The 20135-nt window shown below is 39.0% G+C and carries 18 protein-coding genes; 11 read left to right on the top strand and 7 right to left on the bottom strand.

Annotated elements, in window-relative coordinates; translation table 11 throughout:
* Positions 1-5 precede the first annotated feature (5 nt).
* The 3 genes from NLF99_RS16220 to NLF99_RS16210 are packed head-to-tail and all read left to right on the top strand — an operon-like array spanning position 6 to position 3198.
* Complete coding sequence (locus NLF99_RS16220) at positions 6-1946, top strand: tetratricopeptide repeat-containing sensor histidine kinase (protein ID WP_254529577.1); 1941 nt, start codon at positions 6-8, stop codon at positions 1944-1946.
* Positions 1947-1950: 4 nt separating this feature from the next.
* A complete protein-coding gene (locus NLF99_RS16215; RefSeq protein WP_254529575.1) occupies positions 1951-2592 on the top strand; it encodes a response regulator transcription factor in 642 nt (213 codons plus the stop codon).
* 24 nt (positions 2593-2616) lie between these two features.
* Positions 2617-3198: a hypothetical protein gene (locus NLF99_RS16210; RefSeq protein WP_254529573.1), complete on the top strand. Its 582-nt coding sequence runs from the start codon at positions 2617-2619 to the stop codon at positions 3196-3198.
* A 54-nt stretch (positions 3199-3252) separates the two neighbouring features.
* Here the strand turns inward: NLF99_RS16210 and NLF99_RS16205 are convergent, their stop codons facing one another.
* The 3 genes from NLF99_RS16205 to sucC all read right to left on the bottom strand — a co-directional run bounded on the left by NLF99_RS16205 (position 3253) and on the right by sucC (position 6931).
* Positions 3253-4065, bottom strand: a complete 813-nt coding sequence (locus NLF99_RS16205; RefSeq protein ID WP_254529571.1) for a hypothetical protein — start codon at positions 4063-4065, stop codon at positions 3253-3255.
* A 69-nt stretch (positions 4066-4134) separates the two neighbouring features.
* Entirely contained in the window at positions 4135-5448 is a 1314-nt protein-coding gene (gene hemL, locus NLF99_RS16200; RefSeq protein WP_254529568.1) for a glutamate-1-semialdehyde 2,1-aminomutase, read from the bottom strand.
* A 283-nt stretch (positions 5449-5731) separates the two neighbouring features.
* A complete protein-coding gene (sucC, locus tag NLF99_RS16195; protein WP_185213361.1) occupies positions 5732-6931 on the bottom strand; it encodes an ADP-forming succinate--CoA ligase subunit beta in 1200 nt (399 codons plus the stop codon).
* Between the two features lie 144 nt (positions 6932-7075).
* Between sucC and NLF99_RS16190 the strand changes: the two genes are divergently transcribed.
* The 6 genes from NLF99_RS16190 (at position 7076) to NLF99_RS16165 (ending at position 12796) form a co-directional block, all read left to right on the top strand.
* On the top strand, positions 7076-7729 hold the full coding sequence (locus tag NLF99_RS16190; protein ID WP_185213362.1) for an ABC transporter ATP-binding protein: 654 nt from the start codon (positions 7076-7078) through the stop codon (positions 7727-7729).
* Between the two features lies 1 nt (position 7730).
* Positions 7731-8198: a hypothetical protein gene (locus NLF99_RS16185; RefSeq protein ID WP_185213363.1), complete on the top strand. Its 468-nt coding sequence runs from the start codon at positions 7731-7733 to the stop codon at positions 8196-8198.
* A 1-nt stretch (position 8199) separates the two neighbouring features.
* Positions 8200-8760, top strand: coding sequence for an HAD hydrolase-like protein (locus NLF99_RS16180; protein WP_185213364.1), 561 nt, complete (start codon positions 8200-8202; stop codon positions 8758-8760).
* Positions 8757-10250: a S41 family peptidase gene (locus NLF99_RS16175; protein ID WP_254529566.1), complete on the top strand. Its 1494-nt coding sequence runs from the start codon at positions 8757-8759 to the stop codon at positions 10248-10250. The genes NLF99_RS16180 and NLF99_RS16175 overlap by 4 nt, the downstream gene beginning before the upstream one ends.
* 70 nt (positions 10251-10320) lie before the next feature.
* Complete coding sequence (locus tag NLF99_RS16170) at positions 10321-11754, top strand: S41 family peptidase (protein ID WP_254529564.1); 1434 nt, start codon at positions 10321-10323, stop codon at positions 11752-11754.
* A 31-nt stretch (positions 11755-11785) separates the two neighbouring features.
* Positions 11786-12796 (top strand): LacI family DNA-binding transcriptional regulator, encoded by a 1011-nt coding sequence (locus NLF99_RS16165; protein WP_185217686.1) that lies wholly within the window; start codon positions 11786-11788, stop codon positions 12794-12796.
* Positions 12797-12802: 6 nt separating this feature from the next.
* Here NLF99_RS16165 and NLF99_RS16160 read toward each other — a convergent pair whose 3' ends face one another.
* The 3 genes from NLF99_RS16160 to NLF99_RS16150 all read right to left on the bottom strand — a co-directional run bounded on the left by NLF99_RS16160 (position 12803) and on the right by NLF99_RS16150 (position 15919).
* Positions 12803-13219 (bottom strand): OsmC family protein, encoded by a 417-nt coding sequence (locus NLF99_RS16160; protein ID WP_185213368.1) that lies wholly within the window; start codon positions 13217-13219, stop codon positions 12803-12805.
* A gap of 158 nt (positions 13220-13377) precedes the next feature.
* Complete coding sequence (locus tag NLF99_RS16155) at positions 13378-14679, bottom strand: SGNH/GDSL hydrolase family protein (protein ID WP_185213369.1); 1302 nt, start codon at positions 14677-14679, stop codon at positions 13378-13380.
* 19 nt (positions 14680-14698) lie between these two features.
* Entirely contained in the window at positions 14699-15919 is a 1221-nt protein-coding gene (locus NLF99_RS16150; RefSeq protein ID WP_185213370.1) for an OmpP1/FadL family transporter, read from the bottom strand.
* A gap of 194 nt (positions 15920-16113) precedes the next feature.
* Between NLF99_RS16150 and tpx the strand changes: the two genes are divergently transcribed.
* Positions 16114-16611 (top strand): thiol peroxidase, encoded by a 498-nt coding sequence (gene tpx, locus NLF99_RS16145; RefSeq protein ID WP_185213371.1) that lies wholly within the window; start codon positions 16114-16116, stop codon positions 16609-16611.
* A 134-nt stretch (positions 16612-16745) separates the two neighbouring features.
* Here the strand turns inward: tpx and NLF99_RS16140 are convergent, their stop codons facing one another.
* The gene (locus tag NLF99_RS16140; RefSeq protein WP_185213372.1) at positions 16746-17918 is read right to left on the bottom strand and encodes a PLP-dependent aspartate aminotransferase family protein; all 1173 of its coding nucleotides are present in this window, start codon (positions 17916-17918) and stop codon (positions 16746-16748) included.
* Between the two features lie 310 nt (positions 17919-18228).
* Between NLF99_RS16140 and NLF99_RS16135 the strand changes: the two genes are divergently transcribed.
* Positions 18229-20133 carry an alpha-L-fucosidase gene (locus NLF99_RS16135; RefSeq protein WP_254529562.1) on the top strand — a complete coding sequence of 635 codons (1905 nt, stop codon included), beginning with the start codon at positions 18229-18231 and terminating at the stop codon, positions 20131-20133.
* The last annotated feature ends 2 nt before the right edge of the window (positions 20134-20135 follow it).

The following is a 20135-nucleotide window of genomic DNA, read 5'->3' as shown; positions in this document are numbered from 1 at the left end:
AAATCATGATACTAGTCCTAGGGATGATACTTTCCATCCTTCAGGACAATATCCCACCCTCAAATTCGGAGTTGGATAGGATTTTGGGCCTAAAGGATGATACCACGAAGATGGTTCAATTAGATAATTATATCAACAAGGTAATCTATAATGATCCTGTTCAATCCAAATGGTTAGTTTATAAACAAATGGACCTCAGTAAGAAATTGAAGAATGAATACTGGAGTGGAATTGCATGGTTCAATATTGGTTTTATCAATGCTCGGGACGCATTGGACAGTCTTTCCATTGAAAATTTTGAAACAGCAATAAAGCATTTTGAAAAAGTTGGTGCAAAGGAAAATATCATTCGATGTTACGTGAATATTGCTGCATTGAATGGTCGATTAGGGAAGTTGGAAAAAGAAATTGAATTGCAGCAAAAAATCATAAAAATGTTGGAGGGTAGCAATAAAAGTAATCTCATACTGAATGCCTATAATATTATGGGTGCACTATATTACAATTTGGAAGAGATAGAGAAAGGGCTTATTTATTTTAAAAAAGCTAGGGATTTGGCTATAATTCGGAAAGATACATCAAACTTAATCACATCGAATCTTGGTTTTACAAATTGTTATGCAGCTCTGAAGAAGTTTCCAGAGGGGTTGAAACATGCACAGGCAGCTTTGGCATTGGCGCAGAAATTTGGGGCCCATTTTGAGTACTCCCTTGCCCATAATGCTTTTACACAACTTTATCAAGAATGGAAGAAACCTGATGAATTAATCTATCACGGTCAGCAAATTATCTACCATGCTTCACAACTTAATGAAACCCAATATTTACTCATTGGTAACCTTGCGGTGGCAGATGGATACAGATTAAAAAAGGATCCAGAAAATGCCATTCATTTTTATAAAAATTCTGAAAAAATCGCATTGAAAAGTGGAACCGTTCTGCAATTGGATGATATCTATAAGGGCCTTTCATCGGTCTATAGTCAGGTGAATGATTATAAATCAGCTTTACATTACTATACCAAATATGCCTCGCTGAATGATAGTACATTGAATGAAAAGACCAAACTTGAGGCCAATGAAATGCATATCAAGTATGAAACTGCCCAAAAGGAAAAAGAGCTATCCATGCAGAAATTGGATCTTGTAGAACAGGAAGTTACCATTCAAAAGAACCGACAGTATTTTTTAATTTCAATAACTACAGCCATCATTTTTTTGATGCTCTTGATTTTCGCGGTCTTCTTTATTTATAACAAGAGGAAGCAATTTGCTTTACAAACTGTTGCAAATGAGAAGGAAAAAGAACTTCAACAATTACAGGCCTTCATGGAGGGCGAGGAGAAGGAACGCATTCGAATAGCGAAAGAGTTGCATGATGGAGTAGCCGGCATGTTGACAGCATCTAAGATGCAGTTTCAATCTTTTAAGACCTGTAAGGAATATACCTGTAATCTGGAAAATTATCAATTAGGCCTACAATTGCTAACAGATGCTACCGATGAAATTAGGAAGACCTCACATAACCTTATGCCCGATATTGTGCTTCAGAAAGGATTGGTTGAAGCTATTAGAAAATATTGTAATAAAATAAACAGCCATAGCTTACAGGTTCAATTTGATAGTTGGGGAGAAATTGGCCGTTATGATGAGCGATTTGAATTGGCGGTATATCGCATGATCCAGGAACTGCTGAACAATGCGATGAAGCACGCTGGAGCCTCTCTGGTATTAGTTCAGATCAACAAGCATCATGACAGTATATTTTTGACAGTTGAGGATAATGGCAAGGGGATCAATTTTGATGCGGTGGACCAAGAGGGAGTTGGTTTACAGCGATTTCAAAAACAAGCTGCCGCAATGGATGGGAAATTGGAATACGAAAACCGACCAGGAAAGGGTCTAGGTGTTTATTTAGAATTTAATATCAACAGTCAGCATATTTAATATTATGGAAAATATAAAGCTTGCGATAATTGATGACCATAAAGTGGTTCTTGATGGCTTAATCTCGATGTTATCCTCGGAGCAGAGGATTCAAGTGGTTCTTGTAGTACAAACTGCAGATGAACTTAATAATAAATTACAGGAAAGTAGTCCAGATATTTTACTAATGGATATTCAAATGCCAGGGATAAGTGGAATAGATCTGGCCTATAGTGTTTTGAAAACTTATCCAGAACTAAGAATTATTGCCTTCAGTAGTTTTGATGAATCTCATTATATCAAACAGATTTTGAGAAATGGGGCAAAGGGGTATTTACTTAAAAATGCAGATCGACAGACCATTATTGAGGCTATATTTCAGGTTGCGGAAGGAGAGAATTATATCGATGAAAGATTGAAATCTTCCCTGTTGCAAGAGAGTATCTTTGGACATAAAAGATCAATGCACGATATCCCATTGACAAATAGGGAGACGGAAATCTTAAGGTTGATTGCAGAAGAATTTACCAACCAAGAGATTGCAGAAAAGCTTTTCATTGGTTTACGTACCGTTGAAACTCATCGCTTGAATCTAAATCAAAAGTTGGGTGTTAAGACTTCTGCGGGTTTGGTCAAACAAGCCATTAAACGAGGGCTAATTAATTAAACTTTACACTAAATATGGCATTGTATGAAACTTGGAGTAGTCAAAAATCTGGGTTCAGGCGAAATCAACAAATCTAAATGGGCAGTGTTTTTTGAAAAGATCCGGAATAATCGAGAGGTTGAATTATGTATAATTGGTCTAAGGTTTCTGATGGGTATGGCTTTTATTCCTTCTGGCATTATTAAGGTTGAAGGTGAACGATTTACTCGATTGGGGGTGGAGACCAAGATCGGATATTTCTTTGAAGCCTTATTTCAAGCTTCAAATTATTGGAAGTTTATTGGGATGATGCAATTGACAGCAGCGTTCCTTCTTTTTACGCAAAAATTTGCAGCATTAGGGAATTTAATCTTTTTTGTAGTGATTTCAAATATCTTCATAATAACAGTGGATCTTAATTTTAAAGGAACATGGGTCATTACGGGAATGTTGATGCTGAGTTCAATTTTATTAATTATATGGGATTGGTTTAAGTATACGATGTTGGTCAGGTCTCATGGTAGTTCTGTGGAAAGAACCTTATATAGAGAGCCAGCAGTTATATGGCAGGTAATTGGGTTGCTGTTATTCTTTAGTCTTGTATTTATGATTGTAATATTTGGTTAAAAAGATAAGGGGCAAAATGATTGTTTTGCCCCTTATCTTTTTATTTAGAAAAACCTATTTTTCTAATAAGTTGATTTTTCTTTCAACAGAAACATTGTCTCCAGTTACAGCATTACCGTCTTTATCAACTAGAGTCAATTTAACAGTTGCTTCGCCTAGAGGCAGGTTCAGGATTTCGTAAGGAACCCATTGGTCCAAAGTGAAATCTTGACCATTGATGTTAGCTTTTACTTTATAGCTATCTGCACCTAATGTTGCATTAGATACGAAGAAGTCTAACAATAAAGTTTTAGTTTCTTCACCTTTGTAATCACCTTTTGGTCTGCTGTAGAACAAAGAAGGTTCTGTAGGAGTAGGAAGCTCCGCGATTTTAGCGTCAGCTTCTACTTTGAACTTCACTAATTTGGAAGCGTCAGCAGTTTTTAGGGACTCGTGGAATGAACGAGACAAGAAAGACATTAAATAGTGCTCAGAATTAACTGGTACTGTAAATGTATGTTCTGGTTTATACAAAGCTACATATGGCGTGTTATCCAAAATAAAGTGGATATGTTGACCATCATGGGAATTCGCCATGTGGTGCTCATGTTCAGTTTGCTCAGTTAATTTAAAGTTCTGAACATCATATTTAACTGTAATCTTTGCAGAGTCTGTTCCTACTTTTTCAGAAGTTAATGAAGCGATTTTCAAAGTTGCTCCTGGGAAGTCTTTCGCATGTTGAAGAGGGTTCACTGCGATTGCACCAACTGTGTCAGCTAATGCTGTAGAATCTTTGACTTCTCCTTCTTGATTTTTTGTCGGGTTATTGCATGAAGCGAGTACCGCTGTTGCAGTTAATACTGCTAATGCTGATTTGAATGTTCTCATCACTTAATTTAAAATTTAGTCGAATTTGTTATGTTACTTAAACAAATATAACGGTAAATTGTTTATTTTTTATTGAAATACAATCTGTAAAGCTTCTTTTAGCGCGAGAAGTGTTTTCTTAAGGTCATCTTCTGTATGTGCAGCCGAGATAAAGCCAACTTCATAGCCGGAAGGACCGAAATAGATTCCTCTATTCAATAATTCCCTATGCATCACTTTGTATTTTTCCATGGATGCTGGATCAATTTCATCTGCACGTTGGATTTTTTCCTTGTCAGTAAAGGCAAACCAGAAAATGGAACCAATTGTCGTAATGGAAACCTCAAAACCATTCTCTTTAATGAAGGAACGAAGTTCAGTTACGAATTCTTGGGTTGTTTTTTCTAGTTTTTCATAGAAACCAGGTTGTACAAGGATCTGCAAAGCTGCAATACCAGCTGCCATGGCAACCGGATTACCAGATAGGGTTCCAGCTTGGTATACCGAACCATCTGGCGAAATACAGCCCATCAGTTCCTTAGAGGCACCATAAGCACCTACCGGCATACCACCACCGATAATCTTTCCATAGGTCAAAATGTCCGGTTGGATATCATAATATTTGGAAGCACCCTCAAAACCCAGACGGAATCCAGTGATTACCTCATCCATGATCAATAATGCACCGTTCTCTTTGGTAATATCTCTCAAGAAATGGATGTAATCTTTATCTTGTATCAACAAGCCATTATTTGCAGGAACACCTTCAATAATAACCGCTGCAATTTGATCTTTAAAATCTGCAAATACTTTTTTAAGGGCTTCTTTATCATTCAATGCGATGACAATAGTTTCATCTGCAAAAGCTTTAGGCACCCCTGCTGAAGAGGTTTCACCGAAGGTGACAAGACCTGATCCCGCTTTAACCAATAAAGAATCCGAATGGCCATGGTAACAGCCTTCGAATTTTACGATTTTGTCTCTTTTTGTATATCCGCGGGCAAGTCGGATTGCAGACATGACAGCTTCTGTCCCTGAGCTTACAAAACGGATTTTTTCAATCTTTTTGTTGTTGCTAAGGATAAGTTCTGCCAATTCATTTTCAAGCGCTGTAGGAGCTCCAAAACTCAAACCTTTACCTAATTGCTCTTGCACGGCTTCACGGATTTCTGGCGTATTGTGGCCCAGGATCAAAGGACCCCAAGAACAACAATAGTCAATAAATTCATTGCCATCAGCATCCCATAAATGGGCCTTGTCACCACGCTCAATGAACAATGGAGTTCCATATACTGATTTAAATGCACGAACAGGAGAGTTTACACCACCAGGAAAGAATTCCTTGGCTTTTTCAAATAACTTCGCCGACTTTTCGCGAGAAATATCTGAAGTAGATGTTGTCATAGTTTTTTGTTTTATTGTATGGTACAAAAGTAGTATTTAGTAGTTAGTATTTCGTATTTAGATTGGGGTAGGGCTCGATATTGAGGGATTATGACGGAAATGTTATAATATATCTTGTCAAAGCATTTAGTGTATTGTTATTGGTAGTTTTACTTTGATATAGACTTCAAAGCTACAAATCTGAAAACAAGCAATAGGTCTAACTACTAAACACTTAATACTAAATACTCCATAAAAAAAAGCGGGCTTTCTTGAGAAAAGCCCGCTTTTTTTATGGAAAGTATTACTTTCCTTCTTCTAATACTTTAGTTACAAGTTCAGCTGCTTCTTTCAATAAGATTGCAGAGTACACTTTTAGGCCAGAATTGTCGATTAATTCTTTAGCTTCTTTAGCGTTTGTACCTTGTAGACGTACGATAATTGGAACAGGAATGTTTCCAATTTCGTTGTATGCATCGATAACACCTTGAGCAACACGGTCACAACGAACGATACCACCGAAGATGTTAATCAAAATAGCTTTTACGTTAGGGTCTTTTAAGATGATGTTGAAACCAGCTTTTACAGTTTCAGCGTTTGCAGTACCACCAACATCTAGGAAGTTTGCAGGCTCACCACCGGCAATTTTAATGATGTCCATAGTTGCCATTGCTAAACCAGCACCATTTACCATACATCCTACGTTTCCATCAAGTTTTACGTAGTTAAGGTTGAATTCTCCAGCTTCCACTTCAGTAGGATCTTCTTCTGTAATGTCACGTAAAGCAGCGATTTCTGGATGACGGTATAAAGCGTTTTCATCCAAGTTCACTTTCGCGTCAACCGCTAGGATTTTATCATCAGATGTTTTCAAAACAGGGTTGATTTCGAACATAGATGCGTCAATTGAATCGTAAGCTTTGTACAATGCAGCAACAAACTTAACCATGTCCTTGTGCGCAGCACCAGAAAGGCCTAAGTTGAAAGCGATTTTACGAGCTTGGAAACCTTGAAGACCTACTTTTGGATCGATCTCTTCTTTGAAAATAAGGTGTGGAGTTTTTTCAGCAACCTCTTCGATGTCCATACCACCTTCTGTAGAGTACATAATGATGTTGCGACCAGTAGCACGGTCTAACAATACAGACATGTAGAATTCTTTGGTTTCGCTGTCACCAGGATAATAAACATCCTGAGCGATCAAAACCTTATTAACTTTTTTACCTTCTGGACCAGTCTGTGGAGTTACTAACTGCATTCCAATGATGTCAGTTGCGCGTTGCAATACTTCATCTTGGTTCTTAGCTAATTTCACACCACCACCTTTACCACGGCCACCCGCATGGATCTGTGCTTTTACCACAACCCAATCCGAGTTGAATTCTTCTTTCATTCTCTTAGCAGCTTCAACAGCTTGCTCTGGGGTTTCAGCAACAATACCTTCTTGTACTCTTACTCCGAAACTCTTAAGTATTTCTTTTCCTTGATATTCGTGAATGTTCATTGATAAAAAAATTTGCTGTAAAAATAGCGTATTTATTCGTAAGGGTCAAGTTATTATTACGATTAAATTGTCCTTTGTTACGCCTAACTATTTATTATATCGCTTGGGCGGCAAGTTGTTTTTGTTTTTTGTTATTTTCGCAGTATGATCTTAAAGGCAAATAACATTTTTAAGTCTTATGGCGACCTTGAAATTCTCAAGGGTGTCAGTATTTCTGTCCGTAAAGGAGAGATTGTTTCCATCGTGGGAGCTTCCGGTGCCGGTAAGAGTACCTTGCTCCATATCATCGGTACATTGGACAAACCCGATCAAGGGACCGTACTGATCGAGGGTGAGGACGTTTTTGCCTTGAATGAAAAAAAACTGAGTGATTTCAGAAATAAACACATAGGCTTTGTTTTTCAATTTCATCACCTTCTTCCTGAATTCACTGCCCTGGAAAATGTTTCCATACCTGGTTTCATCGCTGGTCAGGATAAAAAAGCTGTTGAGAATCGAGCTTTGGAACTCTTGGATATTCTTGGGGTTGCCCATAGAGCTCACCATAAACCTTCGGCCATGTCTGGGGGAGAGCAACAAAGGGTGTCGGTAGCTCGAGCGCTCATCAATAATCCTACCCTCATCCTTGCTGATGAGCCCTCAGGAAACTTAGACTCGGAAAATGCGACTGCCCTACATCAATTATTCTTTGATCTAAGGGATAAAATGCAACAGACCTTTGTCATTGTCACCCACAATGAGGAACTAGCGAGAATTTCGGATCGTACGATCCATATGAGAGACGGTTTAATCTATTAATATGCAAAAGCTCCTGATAACTTTTGGAACACGGCCATTGGCCCAAAGACTTTCCAAAATGCTGAACAATCAATTTGAGGTTATTTTCGCAACTTCTGAAGAAGTGCCCAGCTTTTTAGAAGCTAATTTTAAAAAAATTCCGACGGCAGCAAACCCAACATACGCCCATGAACTTTTGAAACTCTGTCTTGATAAGGAGGTGAATTATTTACTGCCTCTAGGCCTGAACGAGATCAATGTGTTGGCGGAGTCCAAAATCCTTTTTGAAGAATATGGAATTCAATTGCTCTCTCCCTCTAAAGAGGCATTGACAGAGCTGTACGTTTTGGAGAATCCACCTTCGGTAGTGGAATTATTATTGGTTTTAGATGGTAAAAGCCTGATTTCAGACCGTCAATTAGAATCGGAAGTTTCTGGTTTGTTTACCATTTCAGATGATGGTGATGATTTAGCGCTTTGTACAATTTAACATGATCGATTTTTCAAATATTCCTCTCGATAAAAAACTATATCTATTCGAAATAGATGATGTCCTTTTTCCAAAAAAAGACTATTTACTGCAGATCTATTATCTTTTTTCGCAGTTTGTTGAGTTTACTGAAGGGAGACCGATCTCCACCGAACTAGTGAACTTCATGAAAGATCAATATCTTGAAAATGGAGAGGATGACCTATATGAGCAAACCGCCAAAAAATTCAATTTCAGCAACGATTATAAGGAAAACTTAGAACGATTAATGGTGAATGGACATCTTCCCTTGAAACTTTTCCTGTTTAATGAAATCAAGCTGTTATTTGCTTCTATTCTTGAACATGGCGGACAGATCGCCATATTAACCAAAGGGAATCCAGCGTTACAGTTAAATAAACTAAAACATCTTGATTGGCAAGGTTTTGACCGAAATGTTAAAATTTATTTTATCGATGAGTTAAATTTCAGAAATATTGAACCATTTAACTATATTGCTTCAGAAAATCATGTAACACAGAGTGATTTGATTTTCATTGAAGACAATATAGCTAGGTTATGATGAAAAGATTTGTTCTTCCTTTTTTACTGCTTTCATTGCTTTTTGGAGCTAGCTGTAAAAAAGACCCGGTTCAACCATCCGATGATGGTCGAGATCCTGACAAAGAAATTCTCTTAAGAGACTCCACTTACTATTACTCCTTGGCGCTTTCCCTCTGGGAAGATCAACTCCCACAGCCCAAAGTCGATTCTAAAGGCCAACCTGACCTTAAAGCATTTACGAATGCCTATCAGGATGCCGAAGGAGTTCTGGCGGCACTGAAACGAAGTGCTCCTGAAGATCGCTTTAGTTTTGTTGACCGTGAAGGCACCGTTAGTGAGGAAATTCAACAAGGTGTCCATAAAGAAACTGGTATTGTGCCTATTTTCATTACGGTCAGCAACCAGAACAATGGGGAAGCCAATATGTATGTCAAGTATGTGCAAAAGAATTCTCCAGGTGAGAAGGCTGGATTAAAACGTGGAATGCGCATCGTGAGCATCAATGGTGATAGCAATCTGGACTATAACAAGAGTGAACAAAAGGCAATCGAAAACTACTATAAAGTTGTAGAAGGCAAGGAGACCTTGAATTTGGTGGTTCAAGCACCGGGTGAAACGACCACCAAAACCGTATCGGTTTCTGGTGGGGCTTATAATATCGACCCAATCTTAGTCAAAAAGATATTCACAATCAATGGTAAGAAAATTGGGTACATCTTTTATACTTCTTTTGTTAATGTGTTCAGTGAATCTGGCCCAAATGGCTACCATACAGCCATGACAAATGCATTCAAGGAATTTGAAACGGCCAACGTGAATGAGTTGATCATAGATTTAAGATATAACGGAGGAGGTTCAACTTCAACAGCTGAAATGATGTCAAACCTTTTGGTACCAACAGCTGGTTCAAAAGGTAAAATGTATGATTATAAGATCAATAAGAATCTGAAAGAATGGGGTTGGGATGATGAAACTAATCCTAAAGCTCCATTCCGCTCTGTGAACTTCAATAAGACCAATGCCCTGAACCTACAAAGAGTCTACTTCTTAGGAACTACCGGAACCGCTTCTGCCAGTGAATTGGTGATGAATGTATTGAAACCTTATATGGATGTGCAGATCATTACGACCAATGGAAAAGGCACCTACGGCAAACCGGTCGGCTTTTTTGGGTATCCAGTGGTACATGGCTATGCAGATCTTTATATTACTTCTTTCCAAATGCTCAATAAAGATGGTTTTGGAGATTACTTCGATGGGTTAAAAGGAAAGATCACCAATGCTGCGGATGGTTTCTTCACAGAATTAGGGGATGAGAGAGAAGCTTTATTGGCTACCGCCATCTCGGATATTACCGGAACAGGAGCGGGGGCAAGGGCATCTAGCAGGACAACAAAAACTGGTCTTGAAGGAGCTAGAGAGATAAAAGTTCCGGAATTGAACGATCATCGTAATAATATGTACAAGTTTCCGGACCTGAAACTTCGAAGTATACCAAAGGTTGATTAATCTTTTTTCGAATTTGGAAGTCAATTATTGGAATCATCTTTGCATGCTTCGATATTACTTAATATTATAAATGAAAAACGCTATTCTCAGTAAACTATTGGTGCTTTTGACCTTGGTTTCCATATTCGGTTGTAAAAAGGATCTTAATGATATTACCCCTCCACCAAGACCTGGTGGTGACAGAACCATTGATCAGGAGGTGTTAGATAGTGTTTACTCTAAATATAAATATTCATCCTATTGGGAGTCTTCCATTCCAGTTGCAAATCCTATTTCCAGTCTAACAGATAAATATACTGATGCAGATGACCTTTTGAGTTATCTAATGGGGCTCACGCCTAAAAAGATGGACTATAAGTATCATCCCACCTACAATGGACCTTTAGATCGCTTTTCTTGGATTGAAGATATCGGTTCGGATTCCAAAGCCGCAGCAATGGCTGATTTAGCGGATGGATATGGCTTATATATGGCGTTTGATGGAAGTCGTGGAGATAGCTTGTTTGTCTACTTTGTAGAAGGTGGTTCCCCTGGGGCTGCGGTTGGTATCAAAAGGGGCGATAAAGTCCTTGAAATGCAGGGTGACAAGAAAATGGTGTATTCCAATAAAACCAAGGTGGATGAATATATAGAAGGAAATACCCTGAGCATTAAGACTGAAAATGCCCAACACGTACAAAAGACCTATAATCTGAATTATACTTCCTATGATATTCAGCCATTCCAATTAGGTAAAGTGTTTACAGAGAATGGAAAAAAAGCCGGTTATATTGGTCTATCCTCTTTTGAGGAACTTAAGTCAGGTGTCTCGGATAGCAAAATGAAAAAAGGGATCGACTCCACTTTTGCGGTTTTCGCAAGCCAAAATGTGACCAAGCTAATTGTGGATTTACGATATAATGGAGGGGGATATGTGAGTTCCGCAATCCATCTGCTCAATAAAATCATCAATTCATCAGGAAATGGAAAGGTGATGTTTAAATATGACCTCAACAAAAACCTAAAAAGAGATCGTGATAAGGGTGATCCTGAATTTGAAGATGAAATCTTTGTTAAGGATAATGGAAATCTTGAAATCCAACAGGTCGTATTCTTGGTGAGTGATTATACTGCTTCAGCGAGTGAGATTGTGATCTCTGCTTTGAAACCTTATATGGATGTTAAGCTTGTTGGTTCTGATGCTTCGACCTATGGTAAGCCAGTCGGATTTTATAGAGAGGATATCCTTGGAAAAGTTGGACTTTGGGCAGCCTCATTCAAAATCATCAATGCAGCTAATTATACAGACTACTGGGATGGTATCCCTGCGGATTATCCGAATGTTTTTGATAACTTCTACAAAGAGTTTGGAGATCCAAGCGAAGATATGACCCGCAGAGCCTTGAATATCCTGATTGGACCTGGATCTAAGGCTAGCAGCAGAACTGTTGCTGTTCGAAGTTCAGTGAACAGAACTACACGTGAATTGAACAAAATACCACGTCGTAATATGATAAAGGACTAATTTATCATTATATAATTATTAACTTTGATGCATGGCAGGAAATAAACCAACCACGATCAAAGAAATCGCAAGGAAACTGAAGATTTCTCCTTCTACTGTGTCTAGGGCATTGAATGATCACCCAAGCATTGGGTTGGTCACGACTATGCGCGTGAAGAAAATGGCTGAAGAAATGGCTTATGAGCCTAATCAAACTGCTATTTTCTTTAAACAACGCAAGACCTTTACGATCGGTGTCATTCTGCCCAAACTATCTGAACCTTTTTTCTCTGAAGCCATCAGTGTGATCGAAAATGTTGCCGAAGAAAAGAAATATACCGTGCTTCTTGGCCAATCCCTGGATGATGAAAACAGGGAACTGAACATAATACAGACTTTCAAAAAGCATAGGGTAGATGGAATCCTAATTTCCATGAGTAAAAATACTGGTGATACCGACTTTTTGGAATTACTTGCCAAAACGGAAATCCCAATTGTGTTTTTTGACTGTGTTCCCGACCTAGAACATGTCCATAAGGTATATAGCGATCTTGCCTCTGGTATGATCGAAGCAATCGAAGCTTTCGTAGACCGTGGGCATAGAAAAATTGCCCTGATCAATGGCCCTGAATCATTATTAGCATCAAAGGAAAGGGCAGAAGCCTTTCAAAATGCCCTGGAAAAGAAGGGTATCGGTGCAGACTCAAGCTTTGTTGTCAATACTGACCTTACGGAACATGGAAATGAAGAGGCAATGGATAAAATCTGCTCCTTAGCTGATCGACCATCTGCCGTTGTTTCCTTTAATGACTTCGTGACTTTGGATCTTATCCGCTATGCCAAACAAAGAGGCATTGTTCTCAATCAGGATATGTTTTTCATTAGCTATGCAAATTATCCTTTATGGAAATATATGGATAATCCGCCAATGGGAAGTATCGAACAATACCCTGAAAAACAAGCTCAAAAAGCTGCCGAGATATTGTTCGATTGTATAGATAAGAAAGAATATACCAACAAACCACAGGATGTGGTATTCCCTTCTAAATTGGTGCTTAAATAATCAGGATTAGTTAATCTGGATGCTATAGGTGATTTCAATACCACCGTTCACTAGCATGTCATGTACCGAGCAGTATTTCTTTACGGCCAGTTCGGCTGCCTTTTGGGCTTTAGCTTCATCGATCTCACCTTTCAATTTGAAGGAAATATGGATCTTAGTGAAGATATTAGGAATCTCTTCTCTACGCTCACCTTCCACATCAACTTGTATATCTTGAATGTCCTGACGTTGTTTCTGCAAGATAGTCGTTAAATCAAACGCACTGCACGAACCTAGAGCCATCAATACCAATTCCATCGGTCTAACGCCCTTGCCTTCGCCTCCAATTGATTCTGGGCCGTCTACATGAACTGTTACTGGGGAAAGTTCGCTGGATGCCTCGAAGTGTACCGCTTGATTCTGTCTTTTAATATGTACTTTCATGTTTTTTGATTTATTACTTTAAAGGTAGTCAAAATCCATTCAAGACGAAAAAGGAACAGACAAAGACTACATATTATAGACATTCAAGAGGATTGAATGCCCTTAAGGATCGGATAAAAAACAATAAACCCCCAAATCTTTTGGGGGTTTATTGTTTTTTAGTTCGGGTATTTTACACCTCGATATAAACTGATATCAACCTTAGGTACTTTTGCCTTGTACTTGGCGTTGATAGCGTCGATAAATAAATTTGCTACGATAGCATTTCCCATTGGAGTAAGGTGAACCCCATCCAAAGAGAAAGCGTTTCCAGTAATAAATGCTGCTGAAATGTGAACACCATTGTAGTTGTATCCTGCTTTCACCTTGTTTAAGAAAGCATGAACATCAGCAACAGCAAGTTGTTTCGATTCAGCGATCGCTTTAATCTTATCATTAAAGGCTTTTACACGCCCTGAAACTTCAGTTACCTCAGCTTTATCCAACACGTATTGATCCTCAATAGGGTTCAATGGATGCATACCGTAAGGAATCTGTTGCTCATTTGGCTTGCCCAATAAAGTAGTAGGGAAGGTCAGCACAAATAGATCGGCATCAGTAGCCATTCTAGGTCCTGTTTTAGTTGCGATGAATACATTTTTAGCTTTACCTTGAGAAGCAGCTTCCACTGCGGCATTTAGGCGAGCTGTAGTTACGGTGTTCAAGAAAGGAATAGTCGTAACGTCTGGAATAGTCGCCACAACGCCTTTTGAGCCATTTTGAGTCAGTGCATTGACAAAAGTATTGTAAGCAAAATCAAAAGTTGCCAAATCCAATAATTTCTTTGTTGGATCTTGTGATGGAGCAGCACCATTGGTTGCATAGCCTAAAACATCATTATTTCCTAACCAGAAGGAGAAGAACGTATGTTCATGAGAAGCCGCATATTCCACATACTTCAATGTTTGAGGAGTGCCATCAGGTAATAACCTTTCGAAATAAGGATTTCCCATAACAGTACCAATTCCAGGAGCCATGGACATATCCAGGCGCATACCCGGTACTCCTAAGTTTTGAATAGGCTCTGTATGTTTTGTGTATAATGGACCACCATTAGGGCTTTTTCCACGGATTGCCAAATTGGTTGTCACAGGCTCCATCACTGGATTGCCATCAACCAAAGACTTCAATTGGATATAACCTGAACCATTTGCTTGTTCCTGACTGAAGAAAGGGGAAGTAAATTCACCGCCACCAACAGTTTTAAACTGCTCAGCCATCAAATTAGGGAATGCCACTTTTTGTCCTTCAAGATAAAGGCCGTTGTCTGCATATCCAGAAGTCAAAGAGTTACCCACGGCAATGAATTTTGAGAAATCAGCTGTTCCTTTGCTGGTTTCCAGTTCATCCAAAGACGGGGCACATGAACTCGCAAATCCTAAAATTGCAAGTCCGATATAGAGTTTAAAGTTCTTTTTCATTGTTTTCATAATTTAAGGACTACCAGTAATAAGAAACAGAAATACCTGGAGCATGAATATTGGTTTCATACGTTCCTCTCAATTGCGTTTCAGCATTGGTAGTTGTTCTCTTCAAGATCTTTTGGAAAACATAAGCTGCTGACATCTGCCAGTTTGGTGAAAACTTATAGGTTACACCTCCTGCCGCCATTACACGGTTATTATCCGGCGTTTCTGGATAAACATATTTAGCTTGAACCGGTGTGTAGACATATCCAGCCCCAAGGCGAAGATCAAGCTTGTCATTCACCTCATAGTTCAGACCAGCTTTTCCTGAAAAGGCATTTTGATATTTTTTCTCTGAACGGGTATCCTGCAATACAGGGGTGTTGTTTTCATAATCAAATACCAATTCTTTGTAGATGTCATAATTGATAATGGATCCATCGATTGCTGCATCCACTTTATCCGATAATGGGAAAGTGATACCGACATTGAATGAACCTGGTAGAGGTAATTCAGCGTCGAATTTGCCATTCGGGAAGTTGGCTGCCAAAGCATTTGGTACTTCAAATGTGGCATCTCCACCTTTCAGTTTTGTAACAACTTTTGAACGGTAGTTTAAGGATAGAGCAAAGGTTTCATCAAGCGTGTAGTGAACACCTAAATTATAACCCATACCAGTTCCAGTTCCTTTCAGAGTAGCCTGACCTGTTCTTCCATCCGGATAGAAAACTGGAAGAGCTCTTCCTAAATCCACCAAACCGATGTTGTAAACAAATCCACCACCGATAGAGAACTGATCGGTCAATTTAAAACTAATTGTAGGTTGGATATAGATTGCACGCATGGATAGATGCGTCAATGAAAATTTACCTGGCCATTCCGTTCCCCAATCAACTCCACCACCAAAGGGAGTATATACACCAATACCCGCTTTCCACCAGGATCCTTTAGGACCAAAAGTGGCATAAGCACCAAAAGGTGGGGATATTTGAAATTTTGTATGGTGTACATCTGGGCTGCCAGCCTCCTGGAAAGCAGACCTGTACATGATGGCGCTACCACCTATTTGTACCCCATTGTTCTCCATTTTCACCAATGCTCCAGGGTTGTATACGATGGAAGTTTCATCGATAAAAAGTGCAGATCCTGCACCAGCCATACCCACCGCTTTTTGGCTCTGGGTATTAACTTGGGAGCCCTGTGCAAACAAAAGCGTAGGGGAAGCTAATAACAAACTGAGTAATAATCGTTTCATAGTAATTATTGATTAGCGTTTTTCAAATTTAATTTGATATGCTAACATAGTAAAATTCTATTAATTATTATAAATTAATTGATAAATATTTATAAACTAATTGTCAAGATTCGATAAAAGAGTGCTTATCGTTTTTAATCAAAACATAATTAAGGTATATTGGTTTTCAATATAAACAGATAAAAAAAATAAATATGGCTCAAGTATCATTTAAAGGTAATGCAGTGCATACCGGTGGAGACCTACCTAAAGTAGGTGAGGTTGCTCCTGACTTCACACTTACAGCTGGTGATTTATCACAAAAATCATTGAAAGACTTTGCAGGAAAGAAAGTAATCCTTAATATATTCCCAAGTATTGACACAGGGACCTGTGCCATGTCAGTACGTCAATTCAACGAAAAAGCTTCTGGCTTAGATAATACCGTTGTCCTTTGTATTTCCAAAGACCTTCCTTTTGCACAGAGCCGTTTCTGCGCAGCTGAAGGATTGGAAAATGTGGTGACCTTATCCGATTTTAAAGACGATAACTTCAACAATGCGTATCACGTGAAATTTACGGATGGACCTCTTCAAGGTCTTTTAAGCCGTTCGGTAGTCGTTGTAGATGAAGACGGAAAAGTGAAATACACTGAACAGGTCGCAGAAACTACAGAAGAGCCAAATTACGAAGCAGCATTAGCGGCAGTATAAGATGTTATATATGAGATTTGAGTTATGAGAAATTTTATCTCTGGTGATGACCAAATTTAATACAGGTTCTCTCTCAATACTCAAATCTCAATACCAGACAAAAAAAAACGGGCTTTAATTCCCGTTTTTTTTGTTTATTTAGAAGCTTCTAAGGCTTGAAGGATATCATCGATGATATCCTGTTTATCTTCGATTCCTATGGAAAGTCTGACGGTTCCGGGACGGATACCTAGTTTTTCCCTTTCTTCTTCCGATAACTTGGAGTGGGTAGTAGATGCAGGGTGAGTCGCTATACTTCTAGAATCACCTAAATTGGATGTATAGAGGATCATATTTAATGCATCCAAGAAATTGAAAGCACGCTCCTTGCCACCTTTCACTTCAATGGTCACAATCCCTCCACCTGCTTTCATTTGTTTTTTTGCAAGTTCATATTGAGGGTGTGATGGCAAGAAAGGATATTTCACGTCTAAAACCTCCTCATTTTTCTCCAATTCTTCTGCAAGAGCAAGGGCGTTTGAACAGTGCCTGTCCATACGTAATCCCAAAGTCTCAATACTTTTTGAAAGAATCCATGCATTAAATGCAGACATTGCTGGGCCAGTGTGACGGATTAAGAACATCATCTTGTCCATTAATTCCTGTTTACCAACTACAACACCTCCCAAGACTCTGCCTTGTCCGTCCATGTATTTCGTGGCCGAATGAATGGATAGGTCGAAACCATATGGAAGAGGTTTCTGTAGATAAGGTGTAGCAAAACAATTGTCAATTGCAAAAATGATATTTGGATATTTTTTCTTTAAACCTCCTAGCCATTCCAGATCCACTAGTTCTAGACCTGGGTTAGAAGGAGATTCCAAGAAGATGAATTTAGTATTGGGCTGTATGGCTTTTTCCCATTCTTCAGGGTTTATGGCATCCACATAGGTTGTTGTAACTCCCCAACGTGGAAACAGCTGTGTAAATAGCTGATGGGTTGAACCAAATATTGCTCTAGAAGATACAATATGATCTCCCTGCGCGATAAAAGCTGCAAAAGTGGCAAAGATTGCACCCATTCCAGATGCAAAAGCTAATCCAGCTTCAGCCTCTTCCATTAAACAGACTTTGTTGATGAACTCAGTAGTGTTAGGATTAGCATATCGAGAGTAGACCATGGCCTCTTCTTCGTCAGCAAAGACCGCACGGCCTTGCTCAGCACTGTCAAAAATAAAACTTGAGGTTAAGTATAATGGTACCGAATGCTCCCTCAATGAAGAACGTTTGGCTTGCTCGCGGATGATTTTAGATTGTTCGTTATTCATGATTAACAAATTTATTCACTTTTCAATAAAAAGCACTAAGTCAATAAGATAATTTTAAGCCTGAATTGAAAATATTTTTATGCAAACCTTTGTGCAGGCCGATTTTTGAGCCACAGTTATTCAATTTCTACCTTCAAAATAGATTTTGATGAATTAATTATGATTACAATTGGCTGCTGTTGGTTTATCAACGAAATCGATTGTTTAATGAAAAATCCTTATTGTTTTAAATAAATTACATCAAAAAACGAATTTTCCCCATGATTCTATGCAGTTTTCTGTATCTTGAGGGTTTATTTTAAGCGCGTTTATGAAAAGATCTAACCTACTTTCTTTGGTGTTACTATGCCCTTTGCTTTCCTTTGGACAGACCGAGCCTAAACCCTACGGTGTCCTGCCTAGTGAAAGACAATTGAAATGGCATGAAATGGAATTGTACACCCTGATTCACTTTACTCCGACAACTTTCCAGAATAAAGAATGGGGCTTCGGTGATGCCGATCCAAAAATATTCAATCCGACAAAGTTCGATGCCAACCAAATTGCCAAAGCTGCAGCGGCAGGAGGCTTCAAGGGATTGATATCAGTTGCAAAACACCATGATGGCTTTTGTTTATGGCCTACTAAAACGACCCAATACAGTGTAGCCAGTTCACCTTGGCGTGATGGAAAAGGGGATATGGTCAAAGAATTTATGCAAGCCTCGCATGACAATGCCCTTGAATTCGGTGTTTACCTTTCTGCTTGGGATAGAAATGATACACGATATGGCACCAAAGCCTATGCAGATGCATATCGTGAGCAGCTTACAGAATTAATGACCAACTATGGCCCATTGTTCACTTCGTGGCACGATGGTGCAAACGGGGGAGATGGCTATTATGGCGGAAAAAATGAAAAACGGACCATTGACCGTACCACCTATTACGAGTGGCATGAAAAGACTTGGCCTATTGTGAGAAAACTTCAGCCCATGGCGATGATATTCTCGGATGTTGGCCCAGATATGAGATGGGTAGGAAATGAAAAAGGTTTTGCTGCAGAAACCAGTTGGGCAACCCTGACTCCGAAGAGCAAAACCCCTGGTAAACCAGCTGTTCCTGGTGAAGTCGATGATTCCAATTTGCCATCCGGTGACCGTAATGGTGAATTCTGGATTCCTGCGGAATGTGATGTTCCCCAAAGACCAGGTTGGTTCTATCATGAGGACCAAAACGAAAAGGTGAAAACACCAAATCAACTGTTTGAAATTTATTTGAAATCAGTGGGACGTGGTGGCAATATGAACCTTGGATTGGCGCCAATGCCAAATGGTCTCCTACATGATAATGATGTGAAATCACTGGCTGCTTTTGGAGAAAAATTAAAGTCAACCTTCGCTGATAATTTAGCCGCTGGTGCTACAGCAAAAGCGAGTAATATAAGAGAAAACCATGCAAAGTTCTCCGAGAAAAATCTATTTGACAACGATAGGTATACTTATTATGCCTCGGACGATGATGTGCTGAATCCTACCATAGAAATCAATCTGGCCCATGATCAAGAGTTTGACCTCATTAGATTGCGCGAAAATATCAAATTGGGACAGCGTTTGGATAGTGTTCAGGTAGAAGTTTGGTCGGATGATAATTGGAAACCATTGGCTTCAGCGACCAGTATCGGATCAACCAGACTGATCAAATTGGAGAAACCTATCCGCGCTAGCAAATTGAGGCTGAAACTGTATGCACCTGTTGCACCTACATTGAGCGACTTTGCATTGTTCAAGGAAGCGAAGTCTGATTTTAAATTTGACCATGCCGACCGTAAAAAAATCGCCAAGGATCAGATCACGATTATTTCTGCTGATAAAAATGTAAAACTGGCATCTGACAACAATGACAAGACTGTTTGGGAAACTATCTTAAGCAATCAAAAATTCGTTGAAATCCGTTTGCCAAAAACAGAACAGGTCTTAGGAATGAGCTATATGCCTAGACAGGATCGCAAAATCAATGGAATTCCTTCCAAATATGAAGTACAGACCAGTATTGATGGAAAAGAGTGGAAGACGGCAGCCATAGGGGAATTTTCCAATATTCGAGCCAATGCAACGGAACAGAATATCAATTTTGATACTGCCCATGAAGCTCATTATATACGGTTTATCCCGAAAGAAATATTAAGTGAGGGGAAAGAATTTTCAGTAGCAGAGTTTGATATCTATTTAAAATAAGA

Source organism: Sphingobacterium sp. LZ11T8 (assembly GCF_024261425.1).
Taxonomy (GTDB): Bacteria; Bacteroidota; Bacteroidia; order Sphingobacteriales; family Sphingobacteriaceae; genus Sphingobacterium.
The sequence above is the reverse complement of the archived record's forward strand: the minus strand, read 5'-3'. Positions and strand labels throughout refer to the sequence as shown.